The sequence below is a fragment of the Qipengyuania sphaerica genome (assembly GCF_019711595.1).
Taxonomy (GTDB): domain Bacteria; phylum Pseudomonadota; class Alphaproteobacteria; order Sphingomonadales; family Sphingomonadaceae; genus Qipengyuania; species Qipengyuania sphaerica.
Genome location: NZ_JAIGNR010000003.1, coordinates 62,207 through 79,894, shown reverse-complemented (window position 1 = coordinate 79,894; position 17,688 = coordinate 62,207). Strand labels below are relative to the sequence as shown.

The 17,688-nt window shown below is 63.6% G+C and carries 20 protein-coding genes; 14 read left to right on the top strand and 6 right to left on the bottom strand.

Annotated elements, in window-relative coordinates; genetic code table 11:
- Positions 1-330 (bottom strand): SEL1-like repeat protein, encoded by a 330-nt coding sequence (locus tag K3178_RS10135; RefSeq protein WP_221571320.1) that lies wholly within the window; start codon positions 328-330, stop codon positions 1-3.
- 285 nt (positions 331-615) lie between these two features.
- Between K3178_RS10135 and dksA the strand changes: the two genes are divergently transcribed.
- From dksA to kynU, 7 genes are all read left to right on the top strand, one after another.
- On the top strand, positions 616-1,074 hold the full coding sequence (gene dksA, locus K3178_RS10130; protein WP_221571319.1) for an RNA polymerase-binding protein DksA: 459 nt from the start codon (positions 616-618) through the stop codon (positions 1,072-1,074).
- A gap of 131 nt (positions 1,075-1,205) precedes the next feature.
- Positions 1,206-1,571 carry a PilZ domain-containing protein gene (locus K3178_RS10125; protein WP_221571318.1) on the top strand — a complete coding sequence of 122 codons (366 nt, stop codon included), beginning with the start codon at positions 1,206-1,208 and terminating at the stop codon, positions 1,569-1,571.
- Between the two features lie 45 nt (positions 1,572-1,616).
- Positions 1,617-3,080, top strand: a complete 1,464-nt coding sequence (locus K3178_RS10120; RefSeq protein ID WP_221571317.1) for an ABC transporter substrate-binding protein — start codon at positions 1,617-1,619, stop codon at positions 3,078-3,080.
- 5 nt (positions 3,081-3,085) lie between these two features.
- Positions 3,086-3,556, top strand: a complete 471-nt coding sequence (locus K3178_RS10115) for a DUF4112 domain-containing protein (protein WP_221571316.1) — start codon at positions 3,086-3,088, stop codon at positions 3,554-3,556.
- Positions 3,557-3,593: 37 nt separating this feature from the next.
- Positions 3,594-4,385, top strand: a complete 792-nt coding sequence (locus K3178_RS10110) for a tryptophan 2,3-dioxygenase (protein WP_221571315.1) — start codon at positions 3,594-3,596, stop codon at positions 4,383-4,385.
- Positions 4,382-5,014, top strand: coding sequence for an arylformamidase (kynB, locus tag K3178_RS10105; protein ID WP_221571314.1), 633 nt, complete (start codon positions 4,382-4,384; stop codon positions 5,012-5,014). The genes K3178_RS10110 and kynB overlap by 4 nt, the downstream gene beginning before the upstream one ends.
- Entirely contained in the window at positions 5,007-6,224 is a 1,218-nt protein-coding gene (gene kynU / locus K3178_RS10100; protein ID WP_221571313.1) for a kynureninase, read from the top strand. The genes kynB and kynU overlap by 8 nt, the downstream gene beginning before the upstream one ends.
- 54 nt (positions 6,225-6,278) lie before the next feature.
- Here kynU and K3178_RS10095 read toward each other — a convergent pair whose 3' ends face one another.
- Both K3178_RS10095 and K3178_RS10090 read right to left on the bottom strand, forming a co-directional pair.
- Entirely contained in the window at positions 6,279-6,851 is a 573-nt protein-coding gene (locus tag K3178_RS10095) for a PEGA domain-containing protein (protein WP_221571312.1), read from the bottom strand.
- 115 nt (positions 6,852-6,966) lie between these two features.
- Complete coding sequence (locus K3178_RS10090; protein WP_221571311.1) at positions 6,967-7,575, bottom strand: HNH endonuclease; 609 nt, start codon at positions 7,573-7,575, stop codon at positions 6,967-6,969.
- Between the two features lie 127 nt (positions 7,576-7,702).
- Between K3178_RS10090 and gluQRS the strand changes: the two genes are divergently transcribed.
- The 5 genes from gluQRS to K3178_RS10065 are packed head-to-tail and all read left to right on the top strand — an operon-like array spanning position 7,703 to position 10,662.
- The gene (gene gluQRS, locus K3178_RS10085; protein WP_221571310.1) at positions 7,703-8,533 is read left to right on the top strand and encodes a tRNA glutamyl-Q(34) synthetase GluQRS; all 831 of its coding nucleotides are present in this window, start codon (positions 7,703-7,705) and stop codon (positions 8,531-8,533) included.
- A gap of 9 nt (positions 8,534-8,542) precedes the next feature.
- Entirely contained in the window at positions 8,543-8,773 is a 231-nt protein-coding gene (locus K3178_RS10080) for an HIG1 domain-containing protein (protein WP_221571309.1), read from the top strand.
- A 13-nt stretch (positions 8,774-8,786) separates the two neighbouring features.
- On the top strand, positions 8,787-9,365 hold the full coding sequence (locus K3178_RS10075; RefSeq protein ID WP_221571308.1) for a cob(I)yrinic acid a,c-diamide adenosyltransferase: 579 nt from the start codon (positions 8,787-8,789) through the stop codon (positions 9,363-9,365).
- Between the two features lie 60 nt (positions 9,366-9,425).
- On the top strand, positions 9,426-10,298 hold the full coding sequence (locus K3178_RS10070) for a 3-hydroxyacyl-CoA dehydrogenase NAD-binding domain-containing protein (RefSeq protein WP_221571307.1): 873 nt from the start codon (positions 9,426-9,428) through the stop codon (positions 10,296-10,298).
- 49 nt (positions 10,299-10,347) lie between these two features.
- The gene (locus tag K3178_RS10065) at positions 10,348-10,662 is read left to right on the top strand and encodes a hypothetical protein (protein WP_221571306.1); all 315 of its coding nucleotides are present in this window, start codon (positions 10,348-10,350) and stop codon (positions 10,660-10,662) included.
- On the opposite strand, the gene K3178_RS10060 is transcribed toward K3178_RS10065, so the two are convergent.
- Genes K3178_RS10060 through mutS form a run of 3 tightly spaced genes read right to left on the bottom strand, consistent with a single transcriptional unit; the run spans position 10,663 to position 14,088 of the window.
- The gene (locus K3178_RS10060; RefSeq protein WP_221571305.1) at positions 10,663-11,067 is read right to left on the bottom strand and encodes a YidH family protein; all 405 of its coding nucleotides are present in this window, start codon (positions 11,065-11,067) and stop codon (positions 10,663-10,665) included. It abuts the gene before it with no gap.
- Between the two features lie 36 nt (positions 11,068-11,103).
- A complete protein-coding gene (locus K3178_RS10055; RefSeq protein ID WP_221571304.1) occupies positions 11,104-11,436 on the bottom strand; it encodes a hypothetical protein in 333 nt (110 codons plus the stop codon).
- Positions 11,437-11,463: 27 nt separating this feature from the next.
- Positions 11,464-14,088, bottom strand: coding sequence for a DNA mismatch repair protein MutS (gene mutS / locus K3178_RS10050; RefSeq protein ID WP_221571303.1), 2,625 nt, complete (start codon positions 14,086-14,088; stop codon positions 11,464-11,466).
- Positions 14,089-14,204: 116 nt separating this feature from the next.
- On the opposite strand from mutS, the gene K3178_RS10045 reads away from it, so the two are divergent.
- Together K3178_RS10045 and K3178_RS10040 are read left to right on the top strand one after the other, a co-directional pair.
- Positions 14,205-16,469, top strand: a complete 2,265-nt coding sequence (locus K3178_RS10045; RefSeq protein WP_221571302.1) for an NADP-dependent malic enzyme — start codon at positions 14,205-14,207, stop codon at positions 16,467-16,469.
- Entirely contained in the window at positions 16,466-17,602 is a 1,137-nt protein-coding gene (locus K3178_RS10040) for an aminotransferase class V-fold PLP-dependent enzyme (protein WP_345719889.1), read from the top strand. Before K3178_RS10045 ends, K3178_RS10040 begins: the two co-directional genes overlap by 4 nt.
- Positions 17,603-17,688: the final 86 nt, after the last annotated feature.

Genomic DNA, 17,688 nt, shown 5'->3' with positions numbered 1-17,688 from the left:
TCAGGCAACCTTGCGCTGTCCGTCGATCAGCCATTCGCGGGCCCGGCGTTGTGCCTCGGCGATTTCGCGAGCGGTCATTTCGTCCGAAACATCGGCCCTGCACCAAGCGGCCTCCTCGTGTCCCTTCGATGCGGCGATGTTAAACCACTTGTGCGCCTCGATCATGTCGGTGCTGCAACCATGGCTGCCGGTCGAGAAGGCCACGCCCAGGTCATAGAGCGCATCCACGCTGCCCTTGGCGTATTCGTTCAGATATTCGGCGATGGTGACAAGTGCTTCATCGCTCTGTTCGATGCGGCCTGCGCCGCCTTCGATGGACTTGAGTTCCATAACAAAACTCCCCCGTTCAAATCCCGGCTCCCCAGCCGGTCCACCAAGATGTCGGCCCTTATGGTCAATAAATGGTTAACGCCGACCTCAACTATTTTCCCAAGCGGGAAGCCCGGTAGGCTGAGCTTAATCAGTCACAGGCTATGTAATTCCGGAAAGCGGCTTGCGGGGTAGGGAAGCCACTCCTATAGGCCGCGCCATCGGAGCGTCGCAGGCACCGGAAAAATCCGGGCTGGCGGGAATGGCGGCTCTTCGAACAGGAGAGAGTTGGGAGAACAGGCTCACATGGCCACGTCGGCATCGAATGTTTCCGAAAAGCTTGCCAAGGCAAAAGCCGCGGTCGACCCGGACTATGTCCCGAGTGACGACGAAGAATATATGGGCGACCGCCAGCTCGATTATTTTCGTATGCTGCTGCTCGATTGGAAGAAATCCATCCACGACGCTGCCGGGCAGACGCTGCAATCGCTGCAGGACGGCCCGATCCGCGAACCCGACCTCAACGACCGCGCTTCCTCCGAAACCGACTGGGGCATCGAACTGCGCACGCGCGACCGCCAGCGCAAGCTGATTTCCAAGATCGACTCGGCCCTTCGCCGCATCGACCAGGGTGAATACGGCTGGTGCGAAGTGACCGGCGATCCCATCGGCCTGCGCCGCCTGATCGCCCGCCCGGTCGCCACCATGACCGTCGAAGCGCAGGAAGCCCACGAGCGCAAAGAGAAGATTTCGCGCGACGATTGAGGCAGGACATTGCCTTACAGAGTTAGCGAATTAACCTTTTCCCTCAACATTTGCTTATCCCGCGCGCGCTAACCCGCTGATTCTCAAATCCGGGAAAACCGGGTCGCGAAAATATACGGGAAGCAAGCGTAATGACTGCAATCGATACGCGTAACCTGAAGCGGGACAGTCTCTTCCTGCTGGCCGAAATCCGCCTCGACGGAGCGACTTCCGCCGTGCAGGCCAAGGTCCGCAACCTTTCCAATTCGGGCATGATGATCGACGGCGGGCTGATCGCCGAGCGGGGCCAGCGGCTGGTGGTCTCGCTGCGCCAGGTCGGCGAGGTTGCCGGCAAGGTCGCCTGGAAACAGAACGGCAAGATCGGCATCGCCTTCGACGACGAGATCGATGCAGCCGCTGCGCGCACAAAGCTTTATTCGGGCGAGTCCGAAGCTCCGCGCTACTCGCGTCCGGCAGTCGCACCCAGGAGCGACCAGTGGAGCGTGCGCAAGCTCTGATACACGTGCTTGCCTGACCCGGCAGGAGTGCTACCTGCCGGAGACATGCGCGCCGCCTCTTTCCTGCTGACCGCCTGCCTGCTCGTTGCGGCTTGCGATCGGCTGGACGAGGACGGCGTGGTCGATGTCGCCTATATCGGCACTGCCGCCTCACTGTTTTCCTCCGATCCCGAGCTCGAACCGGGGGCGCAGATCCTTCGCTCGGCGCAGCGGCAGGGGCTGGTGCGTTTCAACGAAGTGGGCGAGGTCGTCCCCGCGCTTGCCGAGCGCTGGATCGTCACCGACGATGGTGAAAGCTACATCTTCCGGATTACCGAGTTCGACCTGCCGAGCGGGGAACGGCTCACGGCCCAGACTGTCGCCGAGGAATTGCGCGGCGCGGTCCGCAAGCTCGACGGGACGAGTCTCGGCCTCGATCTCGAAAAGATACAGGACATCCGCGCGATGACCGGGCGCGTCATCGAAATCCGCCTGCGCAGCCCCATGCCCGGCTTCCTCCAGCTTATGGCGCAGCCAGAGCTCGGCATCGCGCTTCGTGAAGGCGACCCGGGTCCCATGGTGGCACGCCTCGACGGCTCGACAGCCATCCTCGACGCCATTCCGCCCGAACAGCGCGGTTTATCCGCGCAAGGCGATTGGGAAGATATCGTCAGCGAAATTCGCATCGGTGCCTATGCGCCCGCTAAGGCAGCCGAGGCCTTCGCCCGGGGCGAAGTAGACCTGCTGCTCGGCGGGCGACTCGAAACGCTTCCTCTCGCAATCACCGGCGCGCTTTCGCGCGGAACAGTCCGGCTGGATTCCGCGATCGGGCTGTTCGGTCTCGATGTGGTCCGACCGACCGGATTCCTTGCCACCGCCGAGAACCGGGCCGCGCTGGCAATGGCGATCGATCGACCCGGTTTGATGCAGCAATTCAATCTCGGCGGCTGGTCGGGTTCCACCCGGATTGTCGGCGCAGGCTTGCCCGGAGACGACGGGAGCGTCGGCGAGCGCTGGGCGGACCAGTCCATCGAGCAACGCCGGGCACGAGCGGGCGGGATCGTGCAGCAATGGGAGGAAGGTTCTGGGGCAGACGCATCGGTATCGATCTTTCTCCCGCGCGGCCCCGGCGCGAACTTCCTCTTCAGCGCGCTATCCCGCGACCTGGCAGCAATCGGCGTTTCGCTACGCCGCGTTACGGAGCGTGACGAAGCCGACCTCGTGCTCCGCGACACGACGGCACGCTATGCCGGTGCGCGCTGGTTCCTGAACCAGTTCAATTGCGCGCTCTCCGCACCTGTTTGCAGCGAAGATGCCGATTACCTTGTCGATCTCTCTCTCGACGCGGAGAGCCCGGCCGAGGGCGCGTCCTATCTCGCCGAAGCCGAGCAGGTGTTGACCCAGACCAATCTATACATCCCGCTGGGTTCGCCGATCCGCTGGTCGCAGGTGCGCGCAGGTGTCGAGGGGTTCTCTGAAAACCCCATGGCTTTCCATCCCTTGTTCCCGCTGTCCCGTGCCCCCATCTAGGCGCAATGGAAGACAATCGCCTGACGCCGATCGAACCTGAAAGGAGCCGCGACGAAGGCTTCGCGGGGGCCGGGAATGCCGGCCCGCTGCGGTTCGATTTTCCCACGGGCACCGACCCGCAATCGGTCCGCCGCCGGATCGAGGCGATGGAGGCAATCCTCGAGCGGGCGATGGTTCTGCCGGGAACGAATTACCGGATCGGCCTCGACACGATCGTGGGTCTCGTGCCGGTCCTGGGCGACATCATCACTGCCGCAATGGGCAGCTATATCGTCTGGGAAGCGCGCAACCTCGGCCTGCCAAAGTGGAAGCTTTGGCACATGATGGGCCGCGTCGGTTTCGATACCGCGCTGGGTGCGGTGCCGCTGGTGGGCGATGCCTTCGACCTGGTGTATCGCTCGAACACCAAGAACCTGAAGACGATCAAGAAACATCTCGACAAGCACCATCCGCAGACCCGGGTGATCGACCAGTAGTTTGCGTTATCGGGCAGGGGCGCTAGTGCTCTCGCCCATGTCTTCAGACGTCACCTATTCGAGCTATCTCGACCTCGACCGCATCCTGTCGGCGCAGCACCCGTCGAGCGATGCGCATGACGAGATGCTGTTCATCATTGTCCATCAGGCAAGTGAGCTGTGGCTCAAGCTCTGCCTCCACGAATTGCAGGAAGCGCGCGAGTGCATCCAGGCCGACCGCCTGCGGCCCGCCTTCAAGATGCTGGCACGCGTGGCGCGCGCGCAGGGGCAGCTGATCCAGAGCTGGGACGTTCTCAGCACTATGACCCCGCACGACTATTCGACCATAAGGCCGCATCTGGGCGGATCGAGCGGCTTCCAGAGCGCGCAATACCGGATGATGGAATTCCTCCTCGGCGGGCGTAACCCGGACATGATCACAATGCACGAGGCGACGCCCGAGGTGGCCGGGGCGCTGCGCGAGGAACTGACGCGCAAGAGCATCTATGCCGAGGCCATCGACCTGCTTGCCCGCCGCGGTTTCGACATCCCGCAAGAGGTGCTCGGGCGCGATCACGCCAGCCCGTGGGAACATTCGCCCGCGGTGGAGGCCGCCTGGGCCGAAATCTATCGGGATCCCAAGGAGTATTGGGACCTCTATGAGCTGGCCGAAAAGCTGGTGGATCTCGAATACCATTTCCAGCGCTGGCGTTTCGGCCATCTGAAAACTGTCGAGCGGATCATCGGCTTCAAGAAAGGAACCGGCGGGACACCCGGCGTGCCCTATCTCGCAGGTGTTCTGAAAGCCGCTTTCTTCCCCGAACTCCTCAGCGTGAGGACCGCCTTGTGACCGGGCGCATCTGGGACATCAGCCAGGTGCTGAGGCCCGGCCTGCCTGTCTGGCCGGGCGATACGGATTTCGCTTTCGAGCGGACGTGGCGGATGGATCAGGGTTCGCCGGTGAATGTCGGCAAGATGACGATGAGCACGCATTCGGGAACCCATGCCGATGCGCCGCTGCATTATGCCGAGGACGGTCTCGATGCGGCAAGCATGGGGATCGAGCCCTATCTAGGCCCATGCCTTGTGGTCGATGCGCGCGATGCGAAGGGCGCGATCGAAGTATCGGACCTGCCCGGGATTGCGGGTGTCGAACGCGTGTTGTTCCGCACCTGGGATAGCTTCCCGCACGACAAATGGCGCAGCGACTGGCTGCCGATTGCGGCGGAGACTATCGGGTGGCTTGCAAGGCAGGGCGTCAAGCTGGTTGGCACCGATGCGCCGAGCGTCGACCCGCAGGAAAGCAAGACGATGGATGCGCACCACGCGGTGCTGGAACACGACATGCGGATCCTCGAAGGGCTGGTGCTCGATGATGTTCCTGCCGGTCGTTACGAACTCATCGCGCTACCGCTGAAGGTCGGAGGCGGGGATGCCGGCCTGTGCCGCGCGATCCTGCGGGAGCTGGCCGATGCTTGAGCGGGCACGGCTGCTCGATGCGGGCGATCCGCTGGCCCGATTCCGCGAGCGGTTCGATGTGCCGGAAGGCGTCATCTACCTCGACGGCAATTCGCTGGGTTGTCTCCCCATGGAAACGCCCAAGCGGCTGGAGCAGGTCGTGCGCGAGGAGTGGGGCAGGGACCTCATCCGTAGCTGGAATTCGGCGGGCTGGATCGACCTTCCCGCCAAGGTCGGCGGCAAGATCGCGCCTCTGATCGGGGCGCAGCCGCACGAGGTGGTCGTTGCCGACAGCGTCTCGGTGAACCTGTTCAAGCTGATCTCCGCGGCGCTTGCCATGCGCCCGGGGCGCAAGGTGGTGCTGAGCGAACCGGGAAATTTCCCGACCGACATCTACATGATCGAGGGGCTCGAGAAGCAGGGGCTTGCCCAGCGGCGCCTGGCTTCGCGCGATGGCCTTGTCGACGCGCTGGACGGGGACGTCGCGCTCCTTCTCCTCACCCATGCGCATTACAAGACGGGCGAGATCTTCGACATGGCGCGGCTCACCGGCGCTGCGCATGAGGCCGGCGCGCTGGTGCTGTGGGACCTGTCGCATTCGGGCGGCGCCTTGCCCGTGGACCTGAATGCGTGCGGGGCCGATTTCGCCGTCGGCTGCGGCTATAAATATTTGAACGGCGGCCCCGGTGCCCCGGCTTATGCCTTCGTGGCCGAGCGGCATCTCCATGATACGCAGCAACCGCTATCGGGCTGGATGGGACATGCGCAGCCTTTCGCATTCAGCGACGATTACCGGCCTGCTCCCGGTATCGAGCGGCTGCTATGCGGCACGCCGGGCATACTCGGCGTGTCGGCGCTCGAGGTCGGCGTGGACCTGATAGCCGAAATCGGGGTCGAGCGGCTCTATGCGAAATCGCAGAAGCTGTCCGAATTCTTCCGCCAGTGCCTTGCGGAAAGCGACATCGAGCTGGACCTCGTCAGTCCCACCGATCCGGCGCAGCGCGGCAGCCAGCTCTCCTTCCGCCATCCTGAAGCCTACGCAATCTGCCAGGCCCTCATCGCCCGCGGCGTGATCGGCGACTTCCGCGATCCCGATATCCTTCGCTTCGGCTTCGCGCCTGCCTATCTCCGCTTCGAGGACATGGCCGAGGCCGCCCGCCACCTCGTCGAGGTGCTCGAAAGCAGCGAATGGCAACGCGAGGAATTCCGAACCCGCGCAGCCGTCACATGAAAAAGCCCGGGCGCGCCAGGAGGCGGCCCGGGCAATTCCTTATAAGCCGTAAGCTTATTCCGAGGTGGCCGCTTCCGCAGCAGCTTCTTCCACGGCAACTTCTTCAGCCGTTGCTTCCGCAGTCGCTTCGAGAGGAGCTTCGCCAGCCGCATCGCCGATCTGCTTGGCGACCTTTTCGTAGGCTTCGGCGTTATGCTGGGCGACGGTCATGATGACCTCACCCTTCTTGTCGAGCAGGACGGCTTCTTCGCCCGAGCCGACAGGCGCAAGGCGCACGATCAGCGGACGCGGCGAGAGGAAGCGGTTTGCGCCGCTGCCTGCATCTACGGCTGCACCAATCCCGCCGCCAAGCAGGATGTTGCCGAAGGTAGCGCCGCCAGCCTTGCTCCAGAGCAGGACGTAGGTGGGTTCGTAGCCTTCGCGCACGATGTCGACGCGGCTCGAGTCCTTGCGCGGCATGACCAGCTCGCAAGGCGTGGTGCAGGTACGGCCATCGAGGAAGGTAATGTCGGCACCTTCAGGAGTGGTGTTGACGGCATAGTCGAGGTTCGGCCCGTTCACGACGGTGGCACAACCCGAAAGGCCCACGGCCGCAGCGGCCGCGAGTGCGGTGTAAAGTTTGTTCATTTGAGTCCCTGTTAATACGATCCCTGCCTCCGGAGTGGAGGCGTGACCGGTTTAATGCCGCCAAATTCTTTGTCGATACTTAATGGCGGAAGATATTAGTGGATTTCCGCAGAACTCACGCTTCCAGTTCGATGTCCCAATAAAGCCAGTCGCGCCACGTTTCGTGGAGGTAGTTGGGCGGGAACATCTTGCCGTGCTGCTGCAGTTGCCAGTGGGTCGGGCGGATTGGCTCGGAATAGAGCTGCATGCCCGCCTGTTTCGGCGTTCGGCCACCCTTCTTCATGTTGCAGGGCGCGCAGGCGGTGGCGATGTTCTCCCAGGTCGTCTTGCCGCCGAGGCGGCGCGGGACGACGTGGTCGAAGGTGAGATTGTTCATGTCGCCGCAGAACTGGCAGGAAAACCGGTCTCGCAGGAACAGGTTGAAGCGGGTGAACGCGGGAAACTCGCTCGGTTTCACATATTGCTTCAGCGCGATCACGCTGGGAATCTTCATGTCGAGATTGGGCGAATGGACCTCGCGGTCGTAGGTCGCGATCACGTCGACCCGGTCGAGGAAGATCGCCTTGATCGCCGTCTGCCACGGCCACAGGCTCAAGGGGTAATAGGAGAGCGGGGTATAGTCCGCATTGAGGACGAGGCTCGGACACGACTGCAGGTTTCGCGTCGGATCCTCGGCGGTACTTCGGAACCTCGCGGCCCGTTCCAGCAGTTCGGCCCTGAACATTTGCGTGTCCCTCCCGATCTCTGTTGCGATACATCCATTTGCAGGATTCCGCGTCAAGACTGTTACACACCCGATTTCCACAGGCTTTTCCCGTGCATATCCACAAGAGAGGGCCTAGGAGGTGCGGATGGAGGTCACCCGCTTCGCCCCCAGCCCGAATGGTTCGTTGCATCTTGGCCACGCCTTTTCGGCAATTGCAGCACATGACATCGCGCAGCAGCGCGGCGGCAAGTTCCAGCTGCGGATCGAGGATATCGACGGGGTCCGCTCGCTTCCCGACAAGCCCGACGAGTTTCGCGAGGATCTCGCGTGGCTGGGCCTCGAATGGGAGGAAGTCCCGGCCCAGTCGACGCGGCTCGAAACCTACGAGGCTTTCGCTCGCAACCTGCTGGCGCGCGGCTATCTCTACCCTTGCACATGCACCCGGAACGAGATCATGGCGCTCAAACCGCGGCTGGGGCCGGAAGGCGCGGTCTATCCCGGAACCTGCAAGGGACAGATGCTCGACCCCGAAAAGCCTGTCGCTCTCCGGCTCGACGTCGACCGGGCGATGGCGGAATTGCCCGAACTTTTCTGGGAGGACGAAGTCAATGGCACGCAGATCGCCGACCCGCGTCCCTTCGGCGACGTCATCCTGGTGCGCAAGGACGCTCCCGCCAGCTATCATCTCGCGGCCACGCTAGACGATGCCGCCGACGGGGTGACGCTGGTCACGCGCGGGCAGGACCTCTTCGCCATGACGCATATCCACCGCGTGCTGCAGGAATTGCTCGGACTGCCCGTACCCATGTGGCACCACCACCCGATCCTGCTGGGCGAAGACGGCGAGAAACTGGCCAAGCGGCGAGGTTCGCCAAGCCTCGCCGACCGGCGCAAGGCGGGGGAAGATGGCAAGGAGCTGGCAGAACAGCTGCGCCTCGGACTATTCCCTGCTGGAATTACGCTCGCGAGCGCCTAGATAGGGCCCATGAACACTTTCCTCGTCATTTTGCTCGTTGCGGCCATGGCCATGGTTCTCTTTTCGCTTGTTCGCGGGGTCATTGCTTTCCTGCAAAGCACCAAGGTCGATCTCCAGACGGGCGAACAAGTCGATGCGACGGAAATGCAGCTGAAGCAGAACAGGGCCATGATGGCGCGCGTGAAGTGGCAGGCTATCGCGATCGTCGTCATCGCGATCCTTCTCGGCGTCGCGACCTGACGGCCGCGCCCTCGTGGTCAAGCTCAACAAGATCTACACCCGCACCGGAGACGACGGGACCACCGGCCTCGTCGACGGATCGCGGCTGCCCAAGCACGCGGAACGGATGGAAGCCATCGGCGCGGTCGACGAGGCCAATTCGGCACTCGGGCTCGCTGCTGTTGCGCTAAGCGGGACCGGCCATGCGGAGGCAGTTTTCCGCATCCAGAACGACATGTTCGATCTCGGCGCCGACCTTGCCACGCCCGCCGTCGATGGCGAGGATTTCGCACCTTCCGAGATGGTATTGCGCATCGTCCCGGCTCAGGTCGAATGGCTCGAAGGGGCCATCGACGCGCTGAACGAGGGTCTCGAACCCCTGACCAGTTTCGTGCTGCCGGGCGGGAACGAAGCTGCCGCGCGCCTCCATGTGGCGCGCGCCGCAGCCCGACGCGCCGAGCGCGCCATGACCGCATTGGCTGCTGCCGATGCCACCAATCCCCAGGCGCTGGCCTATATCAACCGCCTGTCGGACTACCTCTTCGTGCTGGCCCGGGTGGCCAATGCGACAGAAGGCGGCGACGTGAAGTGGATTCCCGGCGCTAATCGCTAGCCAAGGCCGGACGCCCTCGTTACACCGCGCGTTTTGCTGCAGGTGCGAAGGACAATTGAAGTGAGCAAGACGATCGCCATTATCGGTGCAGGCCAGATGGGTTCCGGCATCGCGCAGACCATCGCGCAGCACGGCATGGATGTGATGCTGGCCGACGTCAGCCTGGAGGTCGCGGAGAAATCGGTTGCCGGGATCGACAAGGCTCTCGGCAAGCTGGTCGGCCGCGGCAAGATCGAGATCGCCGATGCGGAAAGCGCGATGAAGCGCATCACCCCGGTGGGCGATTACGCGCGCATGGGCGAGGCCGAATTCATCATCGAGGCGGCGACCGAAAGGGAAGAGATCAAGAAAGCCATCTTCGAAAAGGCGGGCGAAAAGCTTGGTCCCGACGCGATCATGGCCTCGAACACCAGCTCGATCCCCATCACGCGCATGGCGAACTATTCGCCCGATCCGGCGCGCTTCATCGGGCTTCACTTCTTCAACCCCGTGCCGGTGATGGGCCTGATCGAGGTCATTCCCGGCCTCGCCACTGCTCCTACCACCACCGACCGGACCAAGGCTCTTGCTCAAGCGCTGGGCAAGGAAGTGGTGCTGAGCCAGGACGAACCCGGCTTCGTCGTCAACCGCATCCTGCTGCCGATGATCAACGAGGCCGTCTTCGTGCTCGGCCAGTCGACGGCGGGGATCGAGGATATCGACAAGGGTTGCCGTCTCGGCCTCAACCACCCGATGGGGCCGCTGCAGCTGGCCGATTTCGTCGGGCTCGATACCTGTCTCGACATCCTGATGGTGCTCTACAAGACTACGCGCGACACCAAGTATCGCCCAGCGCCGCTGTTGGTGAAATATGTCGAGGCCGGCTGGCTTGGCCGCAAGACCGGCCGCGGTTTCTACGATTATTCGGGCGATGAGCCGCAGCCCACGCGGTAGGAACTAGCAGGGGGGACTGCCCGTTGATCCGACAAAGGAGAAAACGGAAATGAGTACCCCCCAGGGCATGGCCCCCGAAACGCACAATGACGAGCAAGACGACGAGCGCAGCCAGGCGCAGACCGTCTCGCAGGATGCGCAGGCCGAAAGCCTTCGCAGTCCGACGGAAAGCACCAAGAGCGACAACAAATCCGGGCTGATGGGCGATTCCACGCAGGATACCGTCGATCACATGCGCGACATGGAAAGTTCGGGCCGGATCGACATGGACGCCTATCGCGGCGAACCGAACCATGACGACAACGAGGGCAAGTACGGAAAGTCGAACGAGGTCGATCCCGACCTGCCCAACGAAAACGACTGATCAGCCGGTAATATCGCCGTCGTTCAGGATCCACAGACCTGCGGTCAGGACGGCGGATCCCAGGGCGACGGCATAGGCCATTACCCTGAAGCGCGGTGCGGGAATTGCTTCGAACTTGTGCGGATCGAGGCGTTCCAGCGTGCGGCAAGCTCTTCGCTCGGCAGTGATCGCCAGCCAGCCTCCACCTACTATGAACATGGTGGCGATGGCCTTGGCTAGCCACGGCGGATCGAACTCACCGAAAACAGCGCGAAATCCCAGCCCGATACCGATTGCGGCAAAGGCGGTGCGCATCCACCCGGCGAAAGTCCGCTCCATCGCCATGATGTTGCGGTCTTCTGCAAGATCGGTGCGGAATTCCGCCCACTCGGTGCTCTTGTCCTTCGTCTGCTCGTCGTCTGCCATGCGTCACTAGCGGGTCAGGCGCACGAGGGTTCCGGATTATTCGAAGGGTTCGGCCGTGTTGATCAGATAGCTGTTGTCTTCGGGCGTGGGATCGAATGGCTCGGTAGACGAGCCCGCATCGGCATACCAGTCATCGAGGGTAAGCGGTTCCTCGCCTTCGACAACGGGTTGAACCTCGTCCTCGCGGGGCACCTTGCGATTGAGGGCAGCTCGATTTGCAGCGATCTCGTCTGCATGGGTGTCACGAAAGGCGAGCTCCGCATCGCGCATTTGCGAATCGCGGCTGAAATAGCTCTGCATCGCATAGAGCGCGCCGCCGCAAATCGCGATCAGGACGAACATGGCGATAATGGTCGTGCGCAGCTTCATGACCTTCGAGATTTACAGCGCCAATGGTTAAGATCGGCTTTTCGCTGCCTCGGATTTAAGCCGGTATAGTTCCTCCAGCGCCTCCCGCGGCGAGAGCGAATCCACGTCGAGCGCATCGAGGGCCTCGCGCAGGGAATCGCACTTTTCTTCTTCGGCCTGCGCCGTGACGGCGAAAAGGGGAAGGTCGCCCAGACCTGCCGCAAGCCCGCCGGTTTCCGCCCGGCCCTTCTCAAGCTTGTCGAGCACCGCCCTGGCGCGCTTGATGACCGGCTGGGGCACGCCTGCGAGCTTCGCGACCGAAAGGCCGTAGCTGCGGTCGGCGGCACCCTTCGCCAGTTCGTGGAGGAGGACGAGGTCGCCTTTCCATTCGCGGGCGCGGACATGGTGGAGGCTGAGCGCATCGCAAGTATCTGCAAGGCGCGAGAGCTCGTGGTAATGCGTTGCGAACAGGCAGCGGCATTTCAGCTGCTCGTGAACTGCCTCGACCACCGCCCAGGCAAGCGCCATGCCGTCATAGGTAGAGGTCCCGCGCCCGACCTCGTCGAGGATGACGAAACTGCGCTCGGTGGCTTGTGAGAGGATCGCGGCGGTCTCGACCATCTCGACCATGAAAGTCGAGCGACCCCGCGCGAGATTGTCCGATGCGCCGACGCGGCTGAACAGTCGGTCGGCAATGCCGATCCTGGCGGAGCTTGCAGGTACGAAGCTGCCTGCCTGTGCCAGAAGCATGATCAGCGCATTCTGGCGCAGGAAGGTCGACTTGCCGCCCATATTGGGACCGCCGATGAGCCACAGCCGGTCTTCCTTGCCGAGCGAGCAGTCGTTGGCGACGAAGCGTTCGCCGGTCTTGGCCAGCGCCTGCTCGACAACCGGATGGCGTCCGCCGCTTACTTCGAGACAGGGTTCATCGAAGATTTCCGGCCGGGCCCAGTCACCTTCGACCGCGCGCTCTGCCAGCGCGGCGGAGACATCGATACGGGCAAGCGCGGCGGCAGTCGCGGCAATCGCCTCGCGCGCGGTGACGACTTCGCCGACCAGTTCCTCGAAATGCGCTTCCTCGGCAGCGAGCGCGTGTGCGCCGGATTCGGCGATGCGCGTCGCTTCCTCGTGCAGCCCGAGCGAATTGAACCGCACCGCGCCCGCCATGGTCTGGCGGTGGGTGAAGCCGCTGTCGGGCGCCATCAGCTTGTCGCCGTGCTTGGCAGGCACTTCGATGAAATAGCCGAGTACCTTGTTGTGCTTGATCTTGAGCGAGGCGGTATCGGTTTGCTCACGATATTTGGCTTCGAGCGCGGCGATCGCCTTGCGCGCATTTCCGCTCGTCTCGCGCAGAGCGTCGAGCGCGTGGTCGTAACCGCTGGCGATGAAGCCGCCCTGGCTGCGCTCGGTCGGAGGGGAGGGCACCAGCGCCCGGGCAAGATGATCGACCAGCGCGGCATGTCCGCCGAGATCGCCGATCAGCCGCGCAAGTAGCGGGGGGAGGTCAGCGCTTGCAGAGAGCATCTCGCGTACCCGCTGCGCTTCGGACAGGCCGTCGCGGATCTGTCCGAGATCGCGAGGTGAGCCACGTCCTGCCACAAGCCTTCCCAGCGCGCGCCCGATGTCGGGCGCCTGCCTCAATACGGAGCGCAGGTCCGCGCGCAGCAGCGGGTCGGCATGGAAATGCTGCACGCTCGCCAGCCGCATTTCGATGGCGGCAAGGTCGGCGAGCGGCGCCGACAGGTCTTCCGCCAGCTCCCGCGCACCTGCTCCGGTCGCGCAGCGGTCGACGCAGGCAACCAGGCTTCCCTCGCGCCCGCCGTTTTGCGCGGCAAGGATTTCGAGACTGCTGCGTGTTGCAGCATCCATCGCCAGATGCGCGCCGCTTCCCCTTGCCACCGGCGGCAGCAGGAAGGGCAGCTTCCCGCGTCCGGCATGGTCGAGATAGGCGATGAGACCGCCAGCCGCCGCCAGCATCGGGCGCGTAAAATCACCCAGCCCGTCGAGCGTCGCGATGCCGTGAATGTCCTTGAGCCGCGCCTCGCCATCGTCGCTGCGGAAATCGAGGCGGGGGCGGGGGATGGTGTCCGAAGGCGCATCCGCCCAATCGTCCGGGCCGACCACTTCGCTCGCACCCAGCCGTGCCAGCGCCGCATCGAGCCGGTCGGGTTCGCACTCCTCCAACTCCATCCGTCCGGTCGAGATATCGCAGGAGGCGATGCCCACCCCGTCTCGCACCGGAGCCACCGCAACCAGCAGGTTCGCGCGCCGCGGCTCGAGCAGAGTTTCCTCGGTCAGCGTTCCAGCGGTGACGAAGCGCACGATGTCGCGCGAGACCAGCGCCTTCGACACGGGTTTGCCTTCGCGCTTCGTTCGCTCCCTGGCCTCGTCGGGCGTCTCTGTCTGCTCGGCGATTGCCACACGGCAGCCGCCCTTGATCAGACGAGCCAGATATCCCTCGGCAGAATGGACCGGCACGCCGCACATCGGCACGGGCTCGCCGCCATGCTCGCCGCGCGTGGTCAGCGCGATATCGAGCACCTGTGAGGCGACCTTCGCATCGTCGAAGAACAGCTCGAAGAAATCGCCCATCCGGTAGAACAGCAATGCGTCGCCCGCTTCGCGTTTGAGCGCGAGATATTGCTGCATCATGGGGGTGGGTTGGTCGGCCATGAGCATCCGGCCTAGCGAGGGCTGCGGCGATTCGGGAGTCGGGGCAAGCGGCCTTTCCCCTATGACTTCGCCGAAAATGCTCTTAGGGGCTTTGGCCAAGACACCAGAGGACCCAGATGGCCGAAGAAAAGCAGACCGGTTTCAATACGCGCGAGGCGCTGTTCTATCACGAGACGATCCGTCCCGGTAAGATCGAGATCATAGCTTCCAAGCCCATGGCGACCCAGCGCGACCTCGCGCTAGCCTATTCGCCCGGCGTGGCCGCCCCGGTCGAGGCGATTGCCGCCAACCCGCAGGACGCGGCGCGTTATACGGCCCGTTCCAACCTCGTCGCGGTGATTTCGAACGGCACCGCCATTCTCGGCCTCGGCAATCTCGGCGCGCTGGCTTCGAAGCCGGTGATGGAAGGCAAGGCGGTGCTGTTCAAGCGCTTCGCCGACGTCGATTCGATCGACCTCGAACTCGATACCGAGGACCCCGAAGCCTTCATCAATGCGGTCGCGCTGATGGAGCCGAGCTTCGGCGGCATCAATCTCGAAGACATCGCCGCGCCCGAGTGCTTCATCATCGAGCAGGCGCTGCGCGAGAAGATGAACATCCCGGTGATGCATGACGACCAGCATGGCACTGCGATCATCTCGGCAGCGGGCCTCATCAATGCCTGTCATCTGACCGGCCGCGACCTTGCCGACGTGAAGATGGTGGTGAACGGCGCGGGCGCTTCGGCGCTGGCCTGCACCGCGCTGATCAAGGCGATGGGCGTGCGGCACGAAAACGTCATCGTGTGCGACCGCTCGGGTCCGATCTACCCGGGCCGCGACGATGTCGACCAGTGGAAGAGCGCGCACGCCAACCCGACCGAGGCGCGCAGCCTCGAGGAAGCGCTGGTCGGTGCCGATGTCTTCCTCGGCCTTTCCGCTGCAGGGGCGCTGAAGCCCGAATGGGTCGAGAAGATGGCCGACAAGCCGATTATCTTCGCCATGGCCAACCCGACGCCCGAAATCATGCCCGAACTGGCCAAGGCGGTCCGTCCCGACGCGATCATCGCGACGGGCCGGAGCGATTATCCCAACCAGGTCAATAACGTGCTTGGCTTCCCCTTCATCTTCCGCGGCGCGCTCGACGTGCAGGCAACTGCGATCAACGAGGAAATGAAGATTGCCGCCGCCCGCGCCATCGCCCAGCTCGCCCGCGAACGCGTGCCCGAAGAAGTGGCTGCGGCCTACGGTGTCTCACACCAGTTTGGCGAAGACTACATCATTCCCGCGCCGTTCGACCCGCGCCTGATGGAGCTGGTGTCCTCCGCCGTCGCGCAGGCGGCCATGGACAGCGGCGTGGCCAAGGCGCCGATCGAGGACATGGATGCCTATCGCCACCAGCTGAAGGTGCGGCTCAACCCGACCACCGGGGCGCTCACCAATATTTACGAGATCGCCCGCAACAATCCCAAGCCGATGGTCTTCGCCGAGGCAGAAGAGGAAGTCGCCCTTCGTGCCGCCATCCAGTACCGCGACTACGGCTATGGCGAGCCGATCCTCGTGGGTCGTACGGAAAAGGTTCGGGAGAAGCTGGTCGAGCTGGCGGTGGACGATCCCGATGACTGGATCATCGAGAACTCGAACGTCTCCGACAAGGTGCCGGCGATGGTCGATTATCTCTACAAGCGCCTGCAGCGCCGCGGCTATACCGAGCGCGACGTGGGCCGCATGGTCAACCAGGAGCGCAACGTTTTTGCCGCTCTGCTGGTCGCACTCGGCCATGGCGAAGGGATGATCACGGGCCTGACCCGCACCTTCGCACAGACCGCGCGCGAGGTTGCCCGCGTGATCGATCCCAAGCCAGGTGCGACGCCCTTCGGCATCCACATGATGATCGGCAAGAACCAGACGACCTTCCTCGCCGATACCACGATCAACGAACGTCCGACCGCCGCGGAACTGGCGCATATCGCCAAGGAAACCGCCGCCGTCGCACGCCGCATGGGCCACGAGCCGCGCGTCGCCTTCCTGTCCTATTCGACCTTCGGCAATCCGAGCGGGCAGTGGCTGGGCAATATCCGCGATGCGGTGGCTCTGCTCGATGCAGACCAGGGCGTGGATTTCGAATACGAAGGCGAAATGGCGCCCGATGCCGCGCTCAATCGCAAGGTGATGGAGCTTTATCCCTTCAGCCGCCTGTCCGGACCCGCAAACGTCCTCATCATGCCCGGCCTGCAATCGGCGAATCTTTCGGCCAAGCTCTTGCGCGAGCTGGGCGGGGAAACCACCGTCGGACCGATGATGATCGGCAGCGAAAAGCCCGTGCAGATAGCCCCGATGACGGCGATCGCACCCGACCTGCTGACGCTTGCCGTACTTGCCAGCGCGGGCGTGGTGGGGTGATCGAAGACCAGCGTCACCGGTTCTCGATTCCCGAGGACGTCCACTATCTGAACTGCGCCTACATGGGCCCGCTGGCGCAGGAGGTGAGCGCGGCAATGGTCGAGGGTGCGCGGCTCAAGGAAGAGCCGTGGAACTTCCGTCCGACTGACTTCTTCTCAGTGGTCGAAACCTTTCGCGAGCGGGCAGGGCGGTTGTCAGGCGTATCGCCCGACAATGTAGCAGTGGTTCCCTCGGTCAGTTACGCGCTCGCGGTCGCGGCGCGGAACGTCCAGGTGTCTGCGGGGCAGACCATCGTCACGCTGGGCGACCAGTTTCCTTCCAATGTCTATATCTGGCAGGAGAAGGCACGTGCCAGCGGGGGGACCGTCGTTTCCGTCGAGCGCCCCTCGCAAAGTTGCTGGAGCGAGGCGGTACTCGATGCCATCGGGCCCGATACCGCGGTGGTGGCTGTGCCGCACAACCATTGGGCGGATGGACGCATGGTCGACCTCGTCGCTGTGGGGGAGAAGGCTCGAAGCGTTGGCGCGGCGCTGGTGCTCGACCTGACACAATCGCTCGGCGCGATGCCGCTGGATTTCGAGGCGGTGAAGCCCGATTTTGCCGTGGCCGCCTGCTACAAGTGGCTGCTCGGGCCGTATGGGATCGCGATGCTCTATGTCGATTCAAAGCACCACGAGGGAGAACCGATCGAGCACAATTGGATCAATCGCGCGGGGTCGGAGGATTTCGCCCGGCTGGTCGATTACCGTAGCGATTTCCAGCCCGGTGCGAGGCGCTTCGACATGGGCGAGAAGTCCAACCCGCCGCTGCTTATGGGTGCGGGAGCGGCGATGGAGATGCTGATGGAATTTGGCATCGCGGCGCTCTCCGAAGAACTCGGGCGGCGCACCGAAGCACTGGCAAACGAAGCGCAGGCATTGGGACTCGCTTCGGCCCCCATCGGCACACGTGCGCCGCATTTTCTTTCGCTGGCTTTTCCCGAAGGTGTTCCCAAGGGGCTGACCGAGCGCCTGGCGGAGAAGAAGGTGCATGTCTCGCTGCGTGGCATTTCGCTGCGCGTCACCCCGCATCTCTACAATACGCCCGCCGACAGCGAAGCGCTGCTCCAGACCCTCGCCGACTGTCTCGCCTGAACGAGCCGCTCGCACGGTTCGTCGAAGGCTTCCGGGGCGGTTAATCAGACGGCAAGCGGCGCGGCGGTTTGTCGCTTCCCACGTGC

Bases quoted from the DNA above. Each gene is read 5' to 3' on its own strand.
- K3178_RS10135 (WP_221571320.1), bottom strand. From the start codon at position 330: ATGGAACTCAAGTCCATCGAAGGCGGCGCAGGCCGCATCGAACAGAGC.
- dksA (WP_221571319.1), top strand. From the start codon at position 616: ATGGCCACGTCGGCATCGAATGTTTCCGAAAAGCTTGCCAAGGCAAAA.
- K3178_RS10125 (WP_221571318.1), top strand. From the start codon at position 1,206: ATGACTGCAATCGATACGCGTAACCTGAAGCGGGACAGTCTCTTCCTG.
- K3178_RS10120 (WP_221571317.1), top strand. From the start codon at position 1,617: ATGCGCGCCGCCTCTTTCCTGCTGACCGCCTGCCTGCTCGTTGCGGCT.
- K3178_RS10115 (WP_221571316.1), top strand. From the start codon at position 3,086: ATGGAAGACAATCGCCTGACGCCGATCGAACCTGAAAGGAGCCGCGAC.
- K3178_RS10110 (WP_221571315.1), top strand. From the start codon at position 3,594: ATGTCTTCAGACGTCACCTATTCGAGCTATCTCGACCTCGACCGCATC.
- kynU (WP_221571313.1), top strand. From the start codon at position 5,007: ATGCTTGAGCGGGCACGGCTGCTCGATGCGGGCGATCCGCTGGCCCGA.
- K3178_RS10095 (WP_221571312.1), bottom strand. From the start codon at position 6,851: ATGAACAAACTTTACACCGCACTCGCGGCCGCTGCGGCCGTGGGCCTT.
- K3178_RS10090 (WP_221571311.1), bottom strand. From the start codon at position 7,575: ATGTTCAGGGCCGAACTGCTGGAACGGGCCGCGAGGTTCCGAAGTACC.
- gluQRS (WP_221571310.1), top strand. From the start codon at position 7,703: ATGGAGGTCACCCGCTTCGCCCCCAGCCCGAATGGTTCGTTGCATCTT.
- K3178_RS10080 (WP_221571309.1), top strand. From the start codon at position 8,543: ATGAACACTTTCCTCGTCATTTTGCTCGTTGCGGCCATGGCCATGGTT.
- K3178_RS10065 (WP_221571306.1), top strand. From the start codon at position 10,348: ATGAGTACCCCCCAGGGCATGGCCCCCGAAACGCACAATGACGAGCAA.
- K3178_RS10060 (WP_221571305.1), bottom strand. From the start codon at position 11,067: ATGGCAGACGACGAGCAGACGAAGGACAAGAGCACCGAGTGGGCGGAA.
- K3178_RS10055 (WP_221571304.1), bottom strand. From the start codon at position 11,436: ATGAAGCTGCGCACGACCATTATCGCCATGTTCGTCCTGATCGCGATT.
- mutS (WP_221571303.1), bottom strand. From the start codon at position 14,088: ATGGCCGACCAACCCACCCCCATGATGCAGCAATATCTCGCGCTCAAA.
- K3178_RS10045 (WP_221571302.1), top strand. From the start codon at position 14,205: ATGGCCGAAGAAAAGCAGACCGGTTTCAATACGCGCGAGGCGCTGTTC.